The 15,000-nt window shown below is 64.7% G+C and carries 16 protein-coding genes; 8 read left to right on the forward strand and 8 right to left on the reverse strand.

The features are described from left to right. Positions 1-61 precede the first annotated feature (61 nt). On the reverse strand, positions 62-664 hold the full coding sequence (locus SAB01S_RS05085) for a hypothetical protein (RefSeq protein ID WP_062732010.1): 603 nt from the start codon (positions 662-664) through the stop codon (positions 62-64). Positions 665-796: 132 nt separating this feature from the next. Here SAB01S_RS05085 and SAB01S_RS05090 point away from each other — a divergent pair, with 132 nt between their 5' ends. Both SAB01S_RS05090 and SAB01S_RS05095 read left to right on the forward strand, forming a co-directional pair. After that, complete coding sequence (locus SAB01S_RS05090) at positions 797-1,012, forward strand: hypothetical protein (RefSeq protein ID WP_062732011.1); 216 nt, start codon at positions 797-799, stop codon at positions 1,010-1,012. 215 nt (positions 1,013-1,227) lie between these two features. Beyond that, entirely contained in the window at positions 1,228-1,584 is a 357-nt protein-coding gene (locus SAB01S_RS05095) for a glycine zipper 2TM domain-containing protein (RefSeq protein WP_062732012.1), read from the forward strand. Positions 1,585-1,659: 75 nt separating this feature from the next. On the opposite strand, the gene SAB01S_RS05100 is transcribed toward SAB01S_RS05095, so the two are convergent. The 4 genes from SAB01S_RS05100 to SAB01S_RS05115 all read right to left on the reverse strand — a co-directional run bounded on the left by SAB01S_RS05100 (position 1,660) and on the right by SAB01S_RS05115 (position 5,107). After that, positions 1,660-2,589 carry an electron transfer flavoprotein subunit alpha/FixB family protein gene (locus SAB01S_RS05100; RefSeq protein WP_062732013.1) on the reverse strand — a complete coding sequence of 310 codons (930 nt, stop codon included), beginning with the start codon at positions 2,587-2,589 and terminating at the stop codon, positions 1,660-1,662. Beyond that, complete coding sequence (locus tag SAB01S_RS05105) at positions 2,586-3,335, reverse strand: electron transfer flavoprotein subunit beta/FixA family protein (RefSeq protein ID WP_062732014.1); 750 nt, start codon at positions 3,333-3,335, stop codon at positions 2,586-2,588. Before SAB01S_RS05105 ends, SAB01S_RS05100 begins: the two co-directional genes overlap by 4 nt. A gap of 101 nt (positions 3,336-3,436) precedes the next feature. Then, a complete protein-coding gene (gene sucC / locus SAB01S_RS05110; protein WP_062732118.1) occupies positions 3,437-4,636 on the reverse strand; it encodes an ADP-forming succinate--CoA ligase subunit beta in 1,200 nt (399 codons plus the stop codon). Positions 4,637-4,780: 144 nt separating this feature from the next. Then, positions 4,781-5,107: a P-loop NTPase family protein gene (locus SAB01S_RS05115; RefSeq protein ID WP_062732015.1), complete on the reverse strand. Its 327-nt coding sequence runs from the start codon at positions 5,105-5,107 to the stop codon at positions 4,781-4,783. Between the two features lie 65 nt (positions 5,108-5,172). Between SAB01S_RS05115 and SAB01S_RS05120 the strand changes: the two genes are divergently transcribed. Beyond that, positions 5,173-5,571: a low affinity iron permease family protein gene (locus SAB01S_RS05120; RefSeq protein ID WP_062732016.1), complete on the forward strand. Its 399-nt coding sequence runs from the start codon at positions 5,173-5,175 to the stop codon at positions 5,569-5,571. A gap of 26 nt (positions 5,572-5,597) precedes the next feature. On the opposite strand, the gene SAB01S_RS05125 is transcribed toward SAB01S_RS05120, so the two are convergent. Beyond that, positions 5,598-5,777, reverse strand: coding sequence for a hypothetical protein (locus SAB01S_RS05125; RefSeq protein WP_021227456.1), 180 nt, complete (start codon positions 5,775-5,777; stop codon positions 5,598-5,600). A 98-nt stretch (positions 5,778-5,875) separates the two neighbouring features. Then, on the reverse strand, positions 5,876-7,090 hold the full coding sequence (gene nhaA, locus SAB01S_RS05130; protein ID WP_062732017.1) for a Na+/H+ antiporter NhaA: 1,215 nt from the start codon (positions 7,088-7,090) through the stop codon (positions 5,876-5,878). Between the two features lie 78 nt (positions 7,091-7,168). On the opposite strand from nhaA, the gene SAB01S_RS05135 reads away from it, so the two are divergent. Genes SAB01S_RS05135 through SAB01S_RS05155 form a run of 5 tightly spaced genes read left to right on the forward strand, consistent with a single transcriptional unit; the run spans position 7,169 to position 12,703 of the window. Beyond that, positions 7,169-8,581 carry a glycosyl transferase family protein gene (locus tag SAB01S_RS05135; protein WP_062732018.1) on the forward strand — a complete coding sequence of 471 codons (1,413 nt, stop codon included), beginning with the start codon at positions 7,169-7,171 and terminating at the stop codon, positions 8,579-8,581. Continuing rightward, positions 8,578-9,648 (forward strand): hypothetical protein, encoded by a 1,071-nt coding sequence (locus tag SAB01S_RS18590; protein WP_169802547.1) that lies wholly within the window; start codon positions 8,578-8,580, stop codon positions 9,646-9,648. The genes SAB01S_RS05135 and SAB01S_RS18590 overlap by 4 nt, the downstream gene beginning before the upstream one ends. A gap of 59 nt (positions 9,649-9,707) precedes the next feature. Then, on the forward strand, positions 9,708-10,622 hold the full coding sequence (locus SAB01S_RS05145) for a sulfite exporter TauE/SafE family protein (RefSeq protein WP_009822618.1): 915 nt from the start codon (positions 9,708-9,710) through the stop codon (positions 10,620-10,622). Beyond that, positions 10,622-11,380 (forward strand): TIGR02186 family protein, encoded by a 759-nt coding sequence (locus SAB01S_RS05150; RefSeq protein ID WP_021227146.1) that lies wholly within the window; start codon positions 10,622-10,624, stop codon positions 11,378-11,380. Before SAB01S_RS05145 ends, SAB01S_RS05150 begins: the two co-directional genes overlap by 1 nt. Positions 11,381-11,389: 9 nt before the next feature. Beyond that, positions 11,390-12,703 carry an MFS transporter gene (locus tag SAB01S_RS05155; RefSeq protein ID WP_062732019.1) on the forward strand — a complete coding sequence of 438 codons (1,314 nt, stop codon included), beginning with the start codon at positions 11,390-11,392 and terminating at the stop codon, positions 12,701-12,703. Here SAB01S_RS05155 and bglX read toward each other — a convergent pair. Further along, entirely contained in the window at positions 12,664-14,961 is a 2,298-nt protein-coding gene (gene bglX / locus SAB01S_RS05160) for a beta-glucosidase BglX (protein ID WP_062732020.1), read from the reverse strand. The genes SAB01S_RS05155 and bglX overlap by 40 nt on opposite strands. Positions 14,962-15,000 lie beyond the last annotated feature (39 nt).

Consider the following 15,000-nt stretch of genomic DNA (forward strand, 5'->3'; position numbering starts at 1 on the left):
CATCGCCGTCATGGACAAGCGCGCAATGGGGATGCGGCGAAGGTCCTTCGCCCGCCCCTCCTCAGATGAAATCCTCCAATATGCTGGTCCCCAGCAAAATGAGGTTCAGCGCCACCAGCATCGCCACATTCCAGCGGCGGTTTCTGACGAACAGCAGCGCGATCAGCAGGGCGAACAGCGCCATCGCCCCTAGGGCATAGATCAGAAAGCCGACGTCGCCCGCCGGCCCCGGCGGCGCTTCGGGCACAGGTCGCACCGCGTCGAGGATGCTCGTGGCGATCATCGTGACGATATTGATGCTGAGCAGCCCGCCGATCACCATTTGCTTCTGGCGCTCATACCATAGATCGAAGTCTGGCCAGTCCTCCGGTTCGTCGGGAAAGATCAGCGACGCCACCAGATAATAGCCGCCGGTGATCGCCAGCACGATGGCGAGCGTGAGATAGCTGGCGTCCATCTGGTCGCGCGCCATGAAGGCCAGGCCCCAAAAACTGGTGAGGTCCAGCATGACGAATAGGCCCAGTAGCGGCGTGAGCCATCCGATCCGCACCGGCCGCGCGCCGCGCTTCAGTTTCAGAACGCGCGCAAATCCAGCCAGTACTTCGCAGACCGCCAGTCCCAGCAGCAGGCCGAATACCGCGAATACCAGATCGAAAGCCGACATCTGCCCCTTGCCCCTCCGTCCGTCGCACGTCCGCCAAGGGCCGTCGTTTCTCCACATCGGATTGGAACCGGGCTGCGGTCAACAGGTTATTGGGTCAAACGCCTTTCATCGGCGTTGCGAAGGAGAAAGAATATGATCCGTACCCTGATTTTCGGCGCCATCGCCGGCTATGTCGGCAAAAAGCTGTATGACGAAGGCAAGCTGACCGAGTTCAAGAACGACCTCAGCACCCGCTTTAACGAAGCGAAGGTCAAGCTGGACGAACAGCGCGCGCAGAATGGCGTCACGACCGATACGAACCCGATCGTCAGCCCCACGACCAGCACGGCGCGGCCGCTCCCCAATTAAGCGCCGTCCAGTAACATATTGTAGTTTCCGGCCGCGTCTTTGCCCCCGACGACGCAGCCGGCCGCCGCCCGCTCGCTGCCGCACTCCCCCCCCCTCTCACGGCAGCGAGCGGGCGGCTTCTTTTTACGTCCGTCCCCCGCAATCCTGTTCGACAAGCAACCATATCGATGGCGCGGGGTTGGTCGGTCACAGCTTTTAGGTAGAAGGAGACCATCATGCGCAAACCCATTCTCGCCGTGGCGATGCTTGCCATGCTTCCGCTCGGCGCGTGCGCCTCGGACAATTATGGCCGTGGCTATGGTTATGACCGTCCGGGAAATTATAATGGTGGTCCCCGTCACCATCGCCGCCGTCTGGGCGACAATGACCAAATCTATCGCGACCGCGACGGCCGCTATTATTGCAAGCGCGACGATGGCACCACAGGGACGATCGTTGGCGCGCTTGCCGGCGGCGTACTGGGCAACGTCATCGCTCCGGGCGGATCAAAGACGCTGGGCACCATCCTGGGTGCCGGTGGCGGCGCGCTGGCTGGCCGCGCCATCGACAAGAATGACATCAACTGCGAATAACTACATCATTCGCTCATGACGTGAAAAAGGGCGCGGAGATCATTCTCCGCGCCCTTTTCCTTGTCCGTGTTTTGTTCAGAGCTTTTCGGTCAGCTCCGGCACGACCTTGAACAGGTCGCCGACAAGGCCGATGTCCGCCACCTGGAAAATCGGTGCATCCTCGTCCTTGTTGATCGCGATGATCGTCTTGCTGTCCTTCATCCCCGCCAGATGCTGGATCGCGCCGGAAATGCCGATCGCGATATAGACTTCCGGCGCGACGATCTTGCCGGTCTGCCCGACCTGATAATCATTGGGCACATAGCCGGCGTCCACGGCCGCGCGGCTGGCGCCAACGGCGGCGCCCAGCTTGTCGGCCAATGGGAAGATCAGCTGTTCGAACGTCTCACCATCCTTGAGCGCGCGGCCACCCGACACGATCACCTTGGCGCTGGTCAGTTCCGGCCGCTCCAGCTTGGCGATCTCGGCGCCGACGAAGGACGACAGGCCCGCGTCGCCGGTTGACGCGACGGCTTCGACGGTGCCCGAACCGCCCTCGGACGCAGCCTTTTCAAAGGCGGTGCCACGGACGGTGATGACCTTCTTCGCATCCTTGGACTTGACCGTTGCGATCGCATTGCCGGCATAGATCGGGCGTGTGAACGTGTCTTCGCTTTCAACCGACAAAATGTCGCTGATCTGCATGACGTCCAGCAAGGCGGCGACGCGGGGCGCGAGATTCTTGCCATTGCTCGTCGCCGGGGCGACGAAGGCGTCATGATCGGCCATTAGCTGCACCACCAGCGGCGCGACATTTTCGGCCAGCGCATGACCCAGGGCCGCGTCATCGGCAACATGCACCTTGTCCACGCCGGCGATCTTAGCAGCGGCATCCGCAACGCCGCTGACATTTTCGCCAGCTACCAGCAGGTGGACTTCGCCCAGCTTCGCAGCGGCGGTGACGGCGGAGAGGGTGGCGTCCTTGACCGCGCCGCCCTCATGTTCAACCCATACCAGCGTCTTCATGCGGCAACTCCCATGGACTGGAGCTTGGTGACCAGTTCATCGACATCGGCAACCTTGACGCCGGCCGACCGCTTGGCCGGCTCTGCGACCGACACCGTTTCCAAGCGGGGGCTGATGTCGACCCCGTAATCGGCGGGCGTCTTGGTCGCGAGCGGCTTGGACTTTGCCTTCATTATGTTGGGCAGCGAGGCATAGCGCGGTTCGTTGAGGCGCAGGTCGGTGGTGATGATCGCAGGCGTGGTGAGCTTTACCGTCTCCAGCCCGCCATCGACTTCGCGCGTGACGCTGACTGCATCACCTTCCACCTCGACCTTGCTGGCGAACGTGCCCTGCGGCCGACCAAGCAATGCGGCGAGCATCTGGCCGGTCTGGTTGCTGTCATCGTCGATCGCCTGCTTGCCGAGGATGATGAGGCCGGCGGCTTCTTCTTCCTGCACCTTGGCGAGCAGTTTGGCGACGCCCAGCGGTTCCACCTCGTCGTCGGTCTGGATCAGGATCGCGCGGTCGGCCCCCATGGCGAGCGCGGTGCGCAGCGTTTCCTGCGCCTTGGCGACGCCGATCGACACCGCCACGACCTCGGTCGCCGCGCCCTTTTCCTTCAGGCGGATGGCTTCCTCGACCGCGATCTCGTCAAATGGGTTCATGCTCATCTTGACGTTGGCCAAGTCCACGCCCGTTCCGTCTGCCTTGACCCGAGGCTTCACATTATAGTCGATGACCCGTTTCACGGGCACAAGGATCTTCATTTCAACATCCTCCTTATGAAAAACGCCAACGCGGGCGCGGGCAGTCCGTTTCCGGACCACCCGCACCCTGTTGGATGTTTGCGTCTAGGCGGGGAGCGCGATCAGGCCGCCTTCCTCACTTCCGCCACGATCTTCTTGGCCGCGTCGCCCAGATCGTCGGCCGGGACGATCGGCAGACCCGAATTGGCCAAAATGTCCTTGCCCTGCTGGACGTTGGTGCCTTCCAGGCGAACGACAAGCGGAACCGACAGGTTCACTTCCTTGGCGGCAGCGACGATGCCATTGGCGATGATGTCGCACTTCATGATGCCGCCGAAGATGTTGACCAGGATGCCCTTGACCGCCGGGTCCTTCAGGATGATCTTGAAGGCAGCCGTCACCTTTTCCGTGGTGGCGCCGCCGCCCACGTCTAGGAAGTTGGCGGGGAATTCGCCGTTCAGCTTGATGATGTCCATGGTCGCCATGGCAAGGCCCGCGCCGTTAACCATGCAGCCGATATTGCCGTCGAGCTTGATGTAGGCGAGGTCGTACTTCGACGCCTCGACTTCAGCGGCGTCTTCCTCGGTCAGGTCGCGCAGTTCAGCGATGTCCTTGTGGCGGAACATGGCGTTGCCGTCGAAGCCGACCTTGGCGTCGAGCACCAGCAGGTTGCCCTGCTCGGTCAGCGCCAGCGGATTGACTTCGATCTGCTCGGCATCAGTGTCGAGGAACGCGGCGTAGAGCGACGACGCGACCTTGGCGGCCTGCTTCGCCTGATCGCCGGTCAGGCCCAACGCGGCGGCGACGGCGCGGCCATGGTGCGGCTGGAAGCCCGAAGCGGGATCGACCGAGAAGCTGTGAATCTTTTCCGGCGTCGAATGGGCGACTTCCTCAATGTCCATGCCGCCTTCGGTCGACACGACGAAAGCGATACGGCTGGTGGCGCGATCAACCAGCAGGGCGAGGTAGAATTCCTTGGCGATGTCCGCGCCGTCGGTGATGTAAAGGCGGTTGACCTGCTTGCCCGCTTCGCCGGTCTGGATCGTGACCAGCGTGTTGCCCAGCATGTCGGTCGCGTGGGCCTTTACTTCGTCCAGGTTAAAGGCGAGGCGCACGCCGCCCTTCGCGTCGGGGCCGAGTTCCTTGAACTTGCCCTTGCCGCGGCCGCCAGCGTGGATCTGCGACTTCACGACATAGAGCGGCCCGGGCAGCTTCTTGGCGGCCTCGACCGCTTCTTCCACGGAGAAGGCGGGGTAGCCGGCAGCGATGGGCGCGCCATATTTCGCCAGCAATTCCTTGGCCTGATATTCATGGATATTCATGGGCTCGCCCGTCCTTTTGCGTTTCAATCTGTTGCGCCGGGCATAGGCATAGCCCCGGCCCGACGCCAGAAAATTTTGCAAAATCACTTTGCAAAATTGCAAAACCCGAGCGGGCAGATTCAGTCCGGGAATGCGAAACGCATACTAGAATGCGCAGGAAAAAGCCGCTTTTCCTGATATGGCAACGATCTCCGGATCACCCAGGGCGCGCAGCTTGTGCACCAATTCCTCTACGCTTTGCGCTTCGCCTTGCGGTTTGCGGAGTGTGCCAAGCGACTGGAGCTTGCGCAGTTGCGCAAGGCTCAATCGGGACGCCATCCGCTCGGCCATGCACTGGGCCATATGCTTCGATAATCCGGCATCCTCCAGCCCCGCCGCCAAGCGTGATTCGGGCGACAGGCTCGTGCAGGCCGCGAGCAGGGGGAGGAGGGCGAAGGCGAAACGCGTGGTGCGAAAGACAGTGGCGGTCATCACGCGATCATGGCAACGGCGGGTTGAACGGAGCCTAAACGGTCCGTCGAAAAGGACATGACGCCATGGACAGGATTTTTGCCGCGCTTTCCCACCGCATTGCCAGCTGGGCGGGGCAGCCGGCCGCCTTCATCCTCGCGGCGCTGACCGTTCTCGTCTGGCTCGTGACCGGCCCGGTCTTCGGTTATTCCGATACGTGGCAACTGGTGATCAACACCGGCACGACCATCGTCACCTTCCTGATGGTGTTCCTGATCCAGAATGCGCAAAATCGCGATGGCGCGGCCATTCAGGCGAAGCTCGACGAACTGATCCGAGCAATCGATGGGGCGCGCAATGACTTCATCGGGATCGAGCATCTGACCGAAGCGCAGCTGGAGCGTATCAAGAAGGTGCTGGAACAGGACTGCGGGGACGATGCCACGCATAAGCTGGCGATCGAACGGCTGATCCAACGGCGCTAGCGCGAGCCATCCGCTCGCCGTTTGCGTCAATGCGCGCGGTCGACCATCTCTACGTTCGCGCGGCGATAGGCGTCGATTTGCTCGCTATAGCCGCGGGCAAGCCCTTCATAGGCGGCACGGCCCTGTCTAGACGGGCTGGACTGCGCCCGCGCCATGGATATCTGCTGGCGCAGCAGCAGATAATTGACATCCGTCTCCCTGATCATGATCGCCTTCCTCCGTGTGAGTGAGTCTGGTCGAAAAGGCCGCCCCTTATCGAAACGGCGTCACGATCATAGCATGATGGGGTCGCCGTGCGAACCGATTATAAAGCTGCCGTCGCGGCCCGTCGCTCGCCCGGCGCGGCCCAGCGCAGGACAGCGAAGCCGACCAGCGCCGAAAGCAGCGATCCCATCAATATGCCGCCCTTGGCCTCTTCCACCAAAATGGCCTGTCCGGGAAAGGCAAGCCCGCCGATGAACAGGCTCATGGTAAAGCCGATGCCGCACAGCAGCGACATGCCGTAAATCTGCGTCCAGTTGGCGCCGGACGGGCAATCGGCGATATTCAGGCGCACGGCGGCCCAGATCGCGCCGAAAATGCCAAGCTGCTTGCCCACGAACAGGCCCAGCGCCACGCCCAGCGGAAGCGGCTCCAGCAGCAGCGCAAACATCTGCGCGTTGAGCGCGAGACCGGCATTCACGAACCCGAACAGGGGGATGATGAGGTAGGCGGTCCAGGGATGGACCGCATGCTCAAGCCGATGGAGCGGGCTGTCGACCGCATCGGGCGCGCCCGGCGTGCAGCGGATCGGAATGGTGAGCGCCGCCAGCACGCCCGCGACCGTCGCATGTACGCCCGACAACAGGGTGAAATACCACAGCAAGGCGAAGCCGATCATATAGGGCGTCAGCGCCTTCACCCCGGCGCGGTTCATGCCGTACATCACCGCCAGCACTCCGGCCGCGCCCGCCAGCGCGGTGATATCCAGCCCTTGCGTATAGACGAGCGCGATGATCGCCACCGCGCCCATGTCATCGACGATGGCGACAGCGGTCAGGAACAGTTTGAGCGATGCGGGCGCGCGGTCGCCCAGCAGCGCCAGCACGCCGATGGCGAAGGCGATGTCGGTCGCGGCCGGAATCGCCCATCCGTTGGTGAGCCCCGGCTCGCCGCCGGTGACGAGCAGATAGACGATGGCGGGAAACACCATGCCGGCAACTGCCGCCAAAACGGGCAAGCGCCGCCGTTCCCAGGTGGAAAGCCCGCCGTCCAAAAACTCGCGTTTGATTTCCAAGCCGACGACCAGGAAGAAAATCGCCATCAGCCCGTCATTGATCCACAGATGGACCGTCATCGCCCCCAGCTTGGGCGTCAGCATGGGGCCGACCTGCGCATGGACCAGATCATGATAGAAATGCCCCGCTGCGGGCAGGTTCGCGAGCAGCATGGCGAGCGCCGCGGCCATGATGAGCAGGACCGCGCCACCGGCTTCTCCGGTCAGAAAATCCCTCAGGGCCGATGATGGGCGTTGGATCATGCGCGAATATTTCCTCTGTTTGCCATGCAGGGGGTTGGATAGCGGGAAGGCTGATGGCATCCTCTCCCCTGATTAGGCATGGGGGTCAAGCCTTTGGGGGCAGGGACGGCCGCGCTTCTTGTCGCGGTGCATCATGAAATCCTGCTCTTTGCGGCGGTCGGGCTGGCGATCGGCGGCCTTGACGACCTGTTGATCGACCTTCTTTATTTCGGGCGCAGGGCCTGGCGCGATCTGGTCATCTATGGCCGGCATGAGCGCATGACGGCACCGGGCCTTCCACAGTCGGCGCGCCCCGGCAAAATCGCAGTCTTCGTTCCGGCGTGGCAGGAATCCGACGTCATCGCCGCGATGCTGGGCCATGCGCGCGCCAGCTGGGTTAACGAACCCTATCGCATTTTTATCGGCGCCTATCCCAATGACGCGGCCACCATCGACGCGGTCGCGGACCTCGCCTGTGACGACGCCCGCATGATGCTGTGCATCAATGACCGTCCGGGTCCGACGACCAAGGCTGACTGCCTCAACCTGCTCTGGCGCGCGATGCGGGCGGAGGAGGAACAGGAGGGTTTCCGCTACAAGGCGATCCTGCTGCACGATGCGGAGGATGTCGTGCATGCCGATGAAATCCGTCTGTTCGACTTCATGATCGACCGGTTCGATCTGGTCCAGTTGCCGGTATTGCCACTGCGCGGGCGGGGCGGCTGGTGGCGGCGCGCGATCGCCGATCATTATGGCGACGAATTTGCCGAGAGCCACGGCAAATTGCTTAGCGTGCGCGAGGCCTTGGGCGCATCGGTGCCATCGGCCGGAGTCGCCTGCGCCTTTGAACGGGACATGCTGGCCGCGCTGGCGTTGGACGAAGCGGCCGGGCCATTCGATCCCGGTTCGCTGACGGAAGATTATGAGGCCGGGCTTCGCATTCGCGACATGGGCGGCCGCAGTGCTTTCGTGCGGATGCGCGACGCACGGGGCGATGTGATCGCGACGCGGGAATTTTTTCCCGACAGTATCGACGCGGCGGTCCGGCAAAAGGCGCGCTGGACGATCGGCATCGCGCTGGCCGGGTGGGACAGGCTGGGCTGGCGCGGCGGGCCGGCCGAATTCTGGATGCGCCTGCGCGATCGGCGGGCGGTGCTGGCGGCGCTGGTGCTGTTCGCCGCCTATCTGACGCTGCTGCTCTGGGCGGCCCTTGCGCTGCTGGCGCTGGTCATGCCCGTGCCCGACCGGCCCTTGTCGCCGCTGATGACCACGCTGCTCTGGTTCAACCTGTTTTTGATGCTCTGGCGCATGGCGATGCGCTTTCTCTTTGTCACCCGCGCCTATGGATTGCGGGCGGGGCTGGGCGCCGTGCCGCGCACGCTGATCGCCAATTATATCGGCATCCTGGCCGCGCGCCGCGCCATATTCCTGTATCTGCGATCGCTCGCGGGCCAACCGCTGCGCTGGGACAAGACCCAGCATCGCTTCCCCGACCTCAAGACCGATCCATGATCCGCGCCCGCTCCGGCCGCCCGCTGCGTTTCCTCGCCGGTCTGATGCTGGGCTGGGTGGGCCTGCGCGTCATGGCACAGATGGATTTTGCCGGGGAACCGACCGGACTGGTCGCCGTCACCGGCCAAAGCCTGCCCCGCAGTGTCGTGGCGACAGCATTGCCGCCATGGCCTGTCGATCGCCCGCCGTTACGCGCCTCGTGGCCCGCCAATCTGTCGGACGGCGGTTCCCTTGTCATCGCGCAGCCCGTGGCCCTCGCATCGACGCGCCCGGGAAATTTCGGCGCCCCTACCGACATGCTGGATTTCATCCGGCACATGGTCGCCTTTTCCAATCGACATTATGCCAGCCAGGATATGGGCGCGCGCCCGTCGCCCATTCCCTTCGCAACCCCGCTCGCCCCTCCGGCCAGGACAGCATCCGCGCCTGACCGCTGGCAGGCGAGCGGCTGGCTGCTGGTGCGGCCGGGCAAGGCGCCGGCGGTCCAGACCGCACCGGTCGGGCGCCTTGGCGGATCGCAGGCCGGTTTGCGCATCGATTATGCCCTCGCGCCGGCTTCGCCTTATCGCCCCTCACTCTACGCCAGGGCGACAGCCGCGTTGCAGGATCCCGCAGCGCCGGAAGCCGCGATTGGCCTTGCCATCCGCCCGCTGCCCGCCCTGCCGATGAGCATCGGCATCGAACGGCGCGTGGCGCTTGGATCGGGCGGGCGTAACGCCATGGCGATCGTGGGGGCGGGCGGCTTTGGCCCCGTGGCCATCGCGCCGGGACTTGAGGCTGAAGGCTATGGCCAGGCGGGCATCGTGGGCTTCCGCAAAGGTGATGCATTTGTCGACGGGCGCATCGCCCTGCTCGCGCCCGTGAAGGGCGGGGCGCTGCGGATCGGCGGCGCCGTGTCTGGCGGCGCGCAGCCGGGCGTCAGCCGGCTCGACATCGGTCCGGAAGTACAGCTCCGATTGCCGCTGCCCGGCACGAATGCGCGTCTGTCGATCGAATGGCGCGAACGCATTGCCGGCGATGCCGCGCCGCCGTCGGGCCTTGCTATAACGCTGGCCACGGATTTTTGATCGGGGCGGCGCAACTCTCCTTTCTATCGGATGGCTTTGCGATTAGGCCCTGAACCGTCATGGATCTTTACCTGCCCATCGCCAATCTGTCCGTGAACGCGCTGGTCATCATCGGCCTTGGCGGGCTGGTCGGCCTGCTGTCCGGCATGTTCGGCGTGGGTGGCGGGTTCCTGACCACGCCTCTCCTGATTTTCTACGGCATCCCGCCCACGGTCGCGGCGGCGTCGGCGGCTTCTCAGGTTACGGGGGCCAGCGTGTCGGGCGTCGTCACCCATATGTCGCGCGGCACGGTCGACTTTCGCATGGGCGGGGTGCTGATCGCAGGCGGCATCGTCGGCGCGGGGATGGGCGTGTTCATCTTCCGCCTGCTGCAAAGCCTGGGCCAGATCGATACCGTCATCGGCATTCTCTATGTGCTGATGCTGGGCGGGATCGGCGGCCTGATGGCCAAGGAATCGATCCAGGCGCTGATCGCGCTCAAGACCGGCCGCAAGCCGCAGGCCAGCAAAAGGCGGCATCATCCGCTGGTCGCGGCCCTGCCCATGCGCTGGCGCTTCTATCGCTCGGGCCTTTATATCTCGCCGCTCGCGCCCTTCCTGCTGGGCATGGCGACGGGCATATTGACCATGCTGCTCGGGGTGGGCGGCGGCTTCATCCTGGTGCCCGCGATGCTCTATCTTCTGGGCATGACGACGCAGTCGGTCGTCGGCACATCGTTGTTCCAGATCCTGTTCGTCACCATGGCGACGACAATGATGCACGCCATGACCACCAAGGCGGTGGACCTGGTGCTGGCCATGCTGCTGCTGATCGGCAGCGTCACGGGTGCGCAGATCGGCACGCGCCTGTCGATGAAGCTGCGGCCCGAATATCTGCGCGTCCTTCTGGCCGCCATCGTGTTGCTGGTGGCCGCGCGCATGGCGCTGGGCCTAGGCTGGCGGCCGGACGAAATCTTCACGATCGAGGTGCGGTGATGCTGCGTCGCGCCAGCGCCCTGATCGCGGCCCTGCTGCTGCTGACCGGCGCGGACGAACCGCAACTGGTGCCCGACGTGTCGCAGCGCGAAGTCAAGATTCTCTACAGCTTCACCGGCGCTGACCTGTTGCTGTTCGGCGCGATCGTCTATCCCGGCGGCGTGCGCCCCGACAAGCCGGCGGACATCGTCGTGGTGCTCAAAGGCCCCGAACAGTCGATCCAGATGCGTGAGAAACAGAAGGTTGCGGGCATCTGGGTGAATGCCGACAGCGCGCGCTTTGAATCCGCGCCCAGCTTCTACGCCATGGCCTCTTCGCGCCCGATCAGCCAAATCGTCGATGAACGCACCGCCGCCATTTACGAACTGGGCGTGGACAAGCTGCAATTGTCGCCCTCTTCGCTCAACGACAGCGCCGAACTGAACCGTTTTCAGGCCGGCCTGGTCGACCTGCGCGACCGGGCTGGCCTGTTCGTCGAGCGGCAGGGCACGGTCGAAATCACGGATGGCGTTCTCTATCGCGCGCGCCTGCCGCTCTCTGCCCGCGTCATCGTCGGCGACTATACGGCCGAGACGTTTCTGGTGCAGGATGGCCGCGTCGTCGCCGCCGCGGTGCGCGACATCACCGTGCGCAAATCCGGGTTCGAACAGTTTATGGCGGTCGCCGCCGAAGACTGGCCGTTCCTCTATGGCCTGACCGCGATCGCAATTGCCGTAGCAATGGGCTGGGCGGCCGGCGCTATCGCCCGGCGCATTTGATTTCGCGGGATGAGGGACCCGTCCGGCCCGCATCCCGCGCGCGCCATCGGTTTTGGCGCGGGCGACTATGCCTTCAATCTCTTCTGGCAGACGATCACTCTCTATCTGCTGTTCTTCTACACAGATGCCCTTGGCCTGACGCCCGAAGCGGCGGGGTTGGTGATGATGGTCGGCGCCATTGCCGACGGACTGACGGACTTGGCCATCGGCATCACTGCGGATCGTTGGCGTCTGCGATATCGCCGGATCATTGCCTGGTGGGCCGCCCCACTTGCGCTGTCCTTCGCGCTGTTGTTCCAGCGGCCGGCGGGCGGCGCGGAATGGCTGCTGGCGACAGTGATGGCGACCCATGTCGCCTTCCGCATCCTCTATGCGCTGGTGAACCTGCCCTATGCGGCATGGTCGACGCGCGTCAGCATCCATGCGCGCGACCGCACCTTGATGTCGGGATCGCGTATGACCTTCGGCGCGCTGGGCGCGGTTACGATTGCCTGGGCGATGCCAGCTGGCGGGGGTGATTATGCGGCTGTGGCGATGCTGCTTGCCGGCGTTGCGGCCATGATCCTGTGGCTTGTCGTCTGGCGCATTCCCGAAACCATCCCGACCGCCTCCTCACTATCGGCCGGGCATTCGCTGATGCGGGATCTGGCCGCCATCGCACATAACCGCGCCTTCCTGATGCTGTGCGCTGCCACCTTCTGCGCCACGATGGCGGCCGCGATCATCGGTCATTCAGTGCTATATTATTTCGCCCATGTCCTGCTCGACGCTGTCGCGGGCAAGCGGGCGCTGGCGGTGATGGCGGTCATCGGCACGCTCGCCGTGCCGCTCTGGACGCTGATCGCCCTGCGGTGGAGCGCGCAGGCCAGCTGGCTGGCCGCAGCCTGCCTCGCGCTGGTCGCGCTGGCGGCGCTGCCGCTCTGGCCGGGAGCGCCCGACGTGCCCGTTTCCATCACCGTGCTGGCGCTGGTGCAGGTCGCGCTCAGCGGCTTTCACCTGGCGGCCTGGGCCATGCTGCCCATGGCGGTCGATCATGGCGTCGCGCACACAGGCGTACGGGTGGAGGCGACCGCCTTCAGCCTGTTCATGCTGGTGCAGAAAATCGGCCTTGGCCTTGCCGCCCTGTTGCTGGGTCTGGCCTATGCGATGGGCGGCTATGCCGGCGGCGTGCCCGATGCGGCGGGCAGGGATGTCATCGCCTGGGTCATGATCGCGGGACCAGCGGTCATGATCGCGGCGGGGGGCGCGATCATGATGCTGGCGCCGCTGCGCGGCCCGGTCGATCAGGCGAGCGTGAATATGTCCGATACGCCCTCGGCCTGAGCGGACGGCGCGATCCACAGGCGAAATTTGCCCGGCTCCACCGTCGGTTGCATGTCCTGCCCCAGGAACAGCAGCTCCTCGCGCCTGATCGTAAAACGCACCTCCCGCGATTCGCCGGGTTTGATCGTCACGCGCTGAAATGCCTTCAATTCGCGCACTGGCCGGGTGATGCTGGCAGTGATGTCCTGCACATAGAGCTGCGCCACCTCGGTCGCTTCACGCCGTCCGCTGTTGCGCAGCGTGGCGGTGACGGTCAATTCGCCGCCCGCGCTCAACCGGCCCGTCCCCATGTCGATCGCGCTGTAGACGATCTCGCCATAGGTCAGGCCGTGGCCGAAGGGATAGAGCGCGGCATTGGGCGCCTCGCGATAATGGGCCTTGTAGGCGACGCGCGGGCCGGGCGGGTTGGGGCGGCCGGTATTCTTGTGCGCATAATAAAGCGGTTCCTGCCCGCTTTCATAGGGAAAGCTGCACGGCAGGCGCGCTGACGGGCTGGCCAGACCGAACAGGATGTCGGCGGTCGCCATGCCCGACATGGACCCCAGAAACCAGGTCGCCAGGATCGCTTGCGCATCCTTGACCGCGCCATGCAGCGCCAGCGCGCGGCCATGACGTAGCAGCACGACCATCGGCTTGCCTGTGGCGGCGACAGCCTCCGCCAGCGCCATTTGCGGCGCGGGTATCACGATATCGGTGCGCGACTGCGCCTCCCCCGACATAGTCTGGCTTTCGCCCACCGCCAGCACGACGATGTCGGCGGCCTGCGCCGCAGCAACCGCCGCCTCGATGCCGCCCTTGATCGGTTTGTCCACGCCCGATCCGTCGACCGCGACGATTCCATCCGGGTCGGCGGCGACCGCGCGCATGCCGGTCAGCAGGTCGATGGCGTCCGCCTCGGTGCCATAGACATTCCACGGCCCGACCAGATCGCGCTGCCCCTGTACAAACGGCCCGATCAGCGCGATTGTTTTGCCTGTGCGGGGCAGGGGCAGCAGGTCATCCTCATTCTTCAGCAGAACGATCGACCGGCGCGCGGCATCGCGCGCGACGTCCAGATGGGCAGGCGTGCGCACCAGCGTCTTTTCCCGGCGGGGGTCGATGCGCCGGAACGGATCGTCGAACAGGCCCAGCTTTGCCTTGAGCGCCAGCACGCGCCGCACAGCCTGGTCCAGCCGCGCCATCGGCACTTCGCCCGATTTAACGAGATCGGGCAGATGCTCCCTGTAGAAACCCGATTGCATCGACATGTCGACCCCGGCGAGGAACGCTAGCTTGGTCGCCTCCCGCGCATCGGCGGCAAAGCCATGGGCGATGAGTTCCATGTCGCCGGTATAATCGGATACGACCAGCCCGTCGAAATGCCATTCGTCGCGCAGCACGTCGCTCAGCAGCCAGTGATTGGCGGTGGCCGGCACGCCCGACAATTCGTTGAACGACGCCATGATCGTCGCCGCATGCGCATCCAGCGCCGCCTGGAAGGGCGGGAAATAGACCTCGCGCAGCGTCCGTTCCGACACGTCGACGCTGTTATAGTCCAAACCACCCTCGGCTGCGCCATAGGCGGCGAAATGCTTGGCGCAGGCGGCCATGGCGTCGGGCGCGGCCAGGCCGGCGCGTCCCTGGAAGCCCCGCACGCGCGCATCGGCCATGACGCGGCTCAGCAGCACATCCTCCCCCGCGCCCTCGATCCCGCGGCCCCAGCGTTGGTCGCGCGCAACATCGACCATCGGCGCGAAATTCCAGTCGATGCCCGCCGCCGTCGCTTCGATGGCCGCGATCCGCGCGGTGCGCTCGGCCAGTTCGGGGTCAAAGCTGCCCGCTTCGGCGAGCGGCATGGGAAATATGGTGCGAAAGCCATGGATCACGTCGGCAGCGAAGATCAGCGGAATTTTGAGGCGGCTTTTTTCCACCGCCATCGCCTGCATCTGCCGCGCCATTTCCGCGCCATTGCCGTTAAACACGCCGCCGACATGGCCGCGCCGCACATCGTCCATCTGCTGGCGAAAGCTGGCGCGCGATGGCGATGTGGGATTGAGCGCGTTGGCCGCGCCGCCTGCCCAGGCGGCGGCCATCAGCGTGACCTGGCCGGCCTTTTCCTCCACCGTCATCCGCGCGATCAGCGCGTCAAGATCGGTCGATGGCGCCGCACCCTGATCCATCTGCGCCATCAGTGCGCGCGCGGGCGAGGCTGCCCATGCCGCCACCGCGCCGGCCCCCATCAGCCATGCGCGTCGAGATATGGAAGAGGGTGGCCGCATGTCATTCTCCTAAAGATCGGGCGCTCGTGCGATGCCTTT

The organism is Sphingobium abikonense NBRC 16140 (assembly GCF_001598335.1).
GTDB classification, from domain to species: Bacteria; Pseudomonadota; Alphaproteobacteria; order Sphingomonadales; family Sphingomonadaceae; genus Sphingobium; species Sphingobium abikonense.

Coding starts and splice junctions, on each gene's coding strand:
- SAB01S_RS05105 (WP_062732014.1), bottom strand. CDS start 3,335: ATGAAGATCCTTGTGCCCGTGAAACGGGTCATCGACTATAATGTGAAG.
- SAB01S_RS05085 (WP_062732010.1), bottom strand. CDS start 664: ATGTCGGCTTTCGATCTGGTATTCGCGGTATTCGGCCTGCTGCTGGGA.
- SAB01S_RS05150 (WP_021227146.1), top strand. CDS start 10,622: ATGCTGCGTCGCGCCAGCGCCCTGATCGCGGCCCTGCTGCTGCTGACC.
- SAB01S_RS05125 (WP_021227456.1), bottom strand. CDS start 5,777: ATGATCAGGGAGACGGATGTCAATTATCTGCTGCTGCGCCAGCAGATA.
- SAB01S_RS05090 (WP_062732011.1), top strand. CDS start 797: ATGATCCGTACCCTGATTTTCGGCGCCATCGCCGGCTATGTCGGCAAA.
- nhaA (WP_062732017.1), bottom strand. CDS start 7,090: ATGATCCAACGCCCATCATCGGCCCTGAGGGATTTTCTGACCGGAGAA.
- sucC (WP_062732118.1), bottom strand. CDS start 4,636: ATGAATATCCATGAATATCAGGCCAAGGAATTGCTGGCGAAATATGGC.
- SAB01S_RS05155 (WP_062732019.1), top strand. CDS start 11,390: ATGAGGGACCCGTCCGGCCCGCATCCCGCGCGCGCCATCGGTTTTGGC.
- SAB01S_RS05120 (WP_062732016.1), top strand. CDS start 5,173: ATGGACAGGATTTTTGCCGCGCTTTCCCACCGCATTGCCAGCTGGGCG.
- SAB01S_RS05135 (WP_062732018.1), top strand. CDS start 7,169: ATGGGGGTCAAGCCTTTGGGGGCAGGGACGGCCGCGCTTCTTGTCGCG.
- SAB01S_RS05095 (WP_062732012.1), top strand. CDS start 1,228: ATGCGCAAACCCATTCTCGCCGTGGCGATGCTTGCCATGCTTCCGCTC.
- SAB01S_RS05100 (WP_062732013.1), bottom strand. CDS start 2,589: ATGAAGACGCTGGTATGGGTTGAACATGAGGGCGGCGCGGTCAAGGAC.
- SAB01S_RS18590 (WP_169802547.1), top strand. CDS start 8,578: ATGATCCGCGCCCGCTCCGGCCGCCCGCTGCGTTTCCTCGCCGGTCTG.
- SAB01S_RS05115 (WP_062732015.1), bottom strand. CDS start 5,107: ATGACCGCCACTGTCTTTCGCACCACGCGTTTCGCCTTCGCCCTCCTC.
- SAB01S_RS05145 (WP_009822618.1), top strand. CDS start 9,708: ATGGATCTTTACCTGCCCATCGCCAATCTGTCCGTGAACGCGCTGGTC.
- bglX (WP_062732020.1), bottom strand. CDS start 14,961: ATGCGGCCACCCTCTTCCATATCTCGACGCGCATGGCTGATGGGGGCC.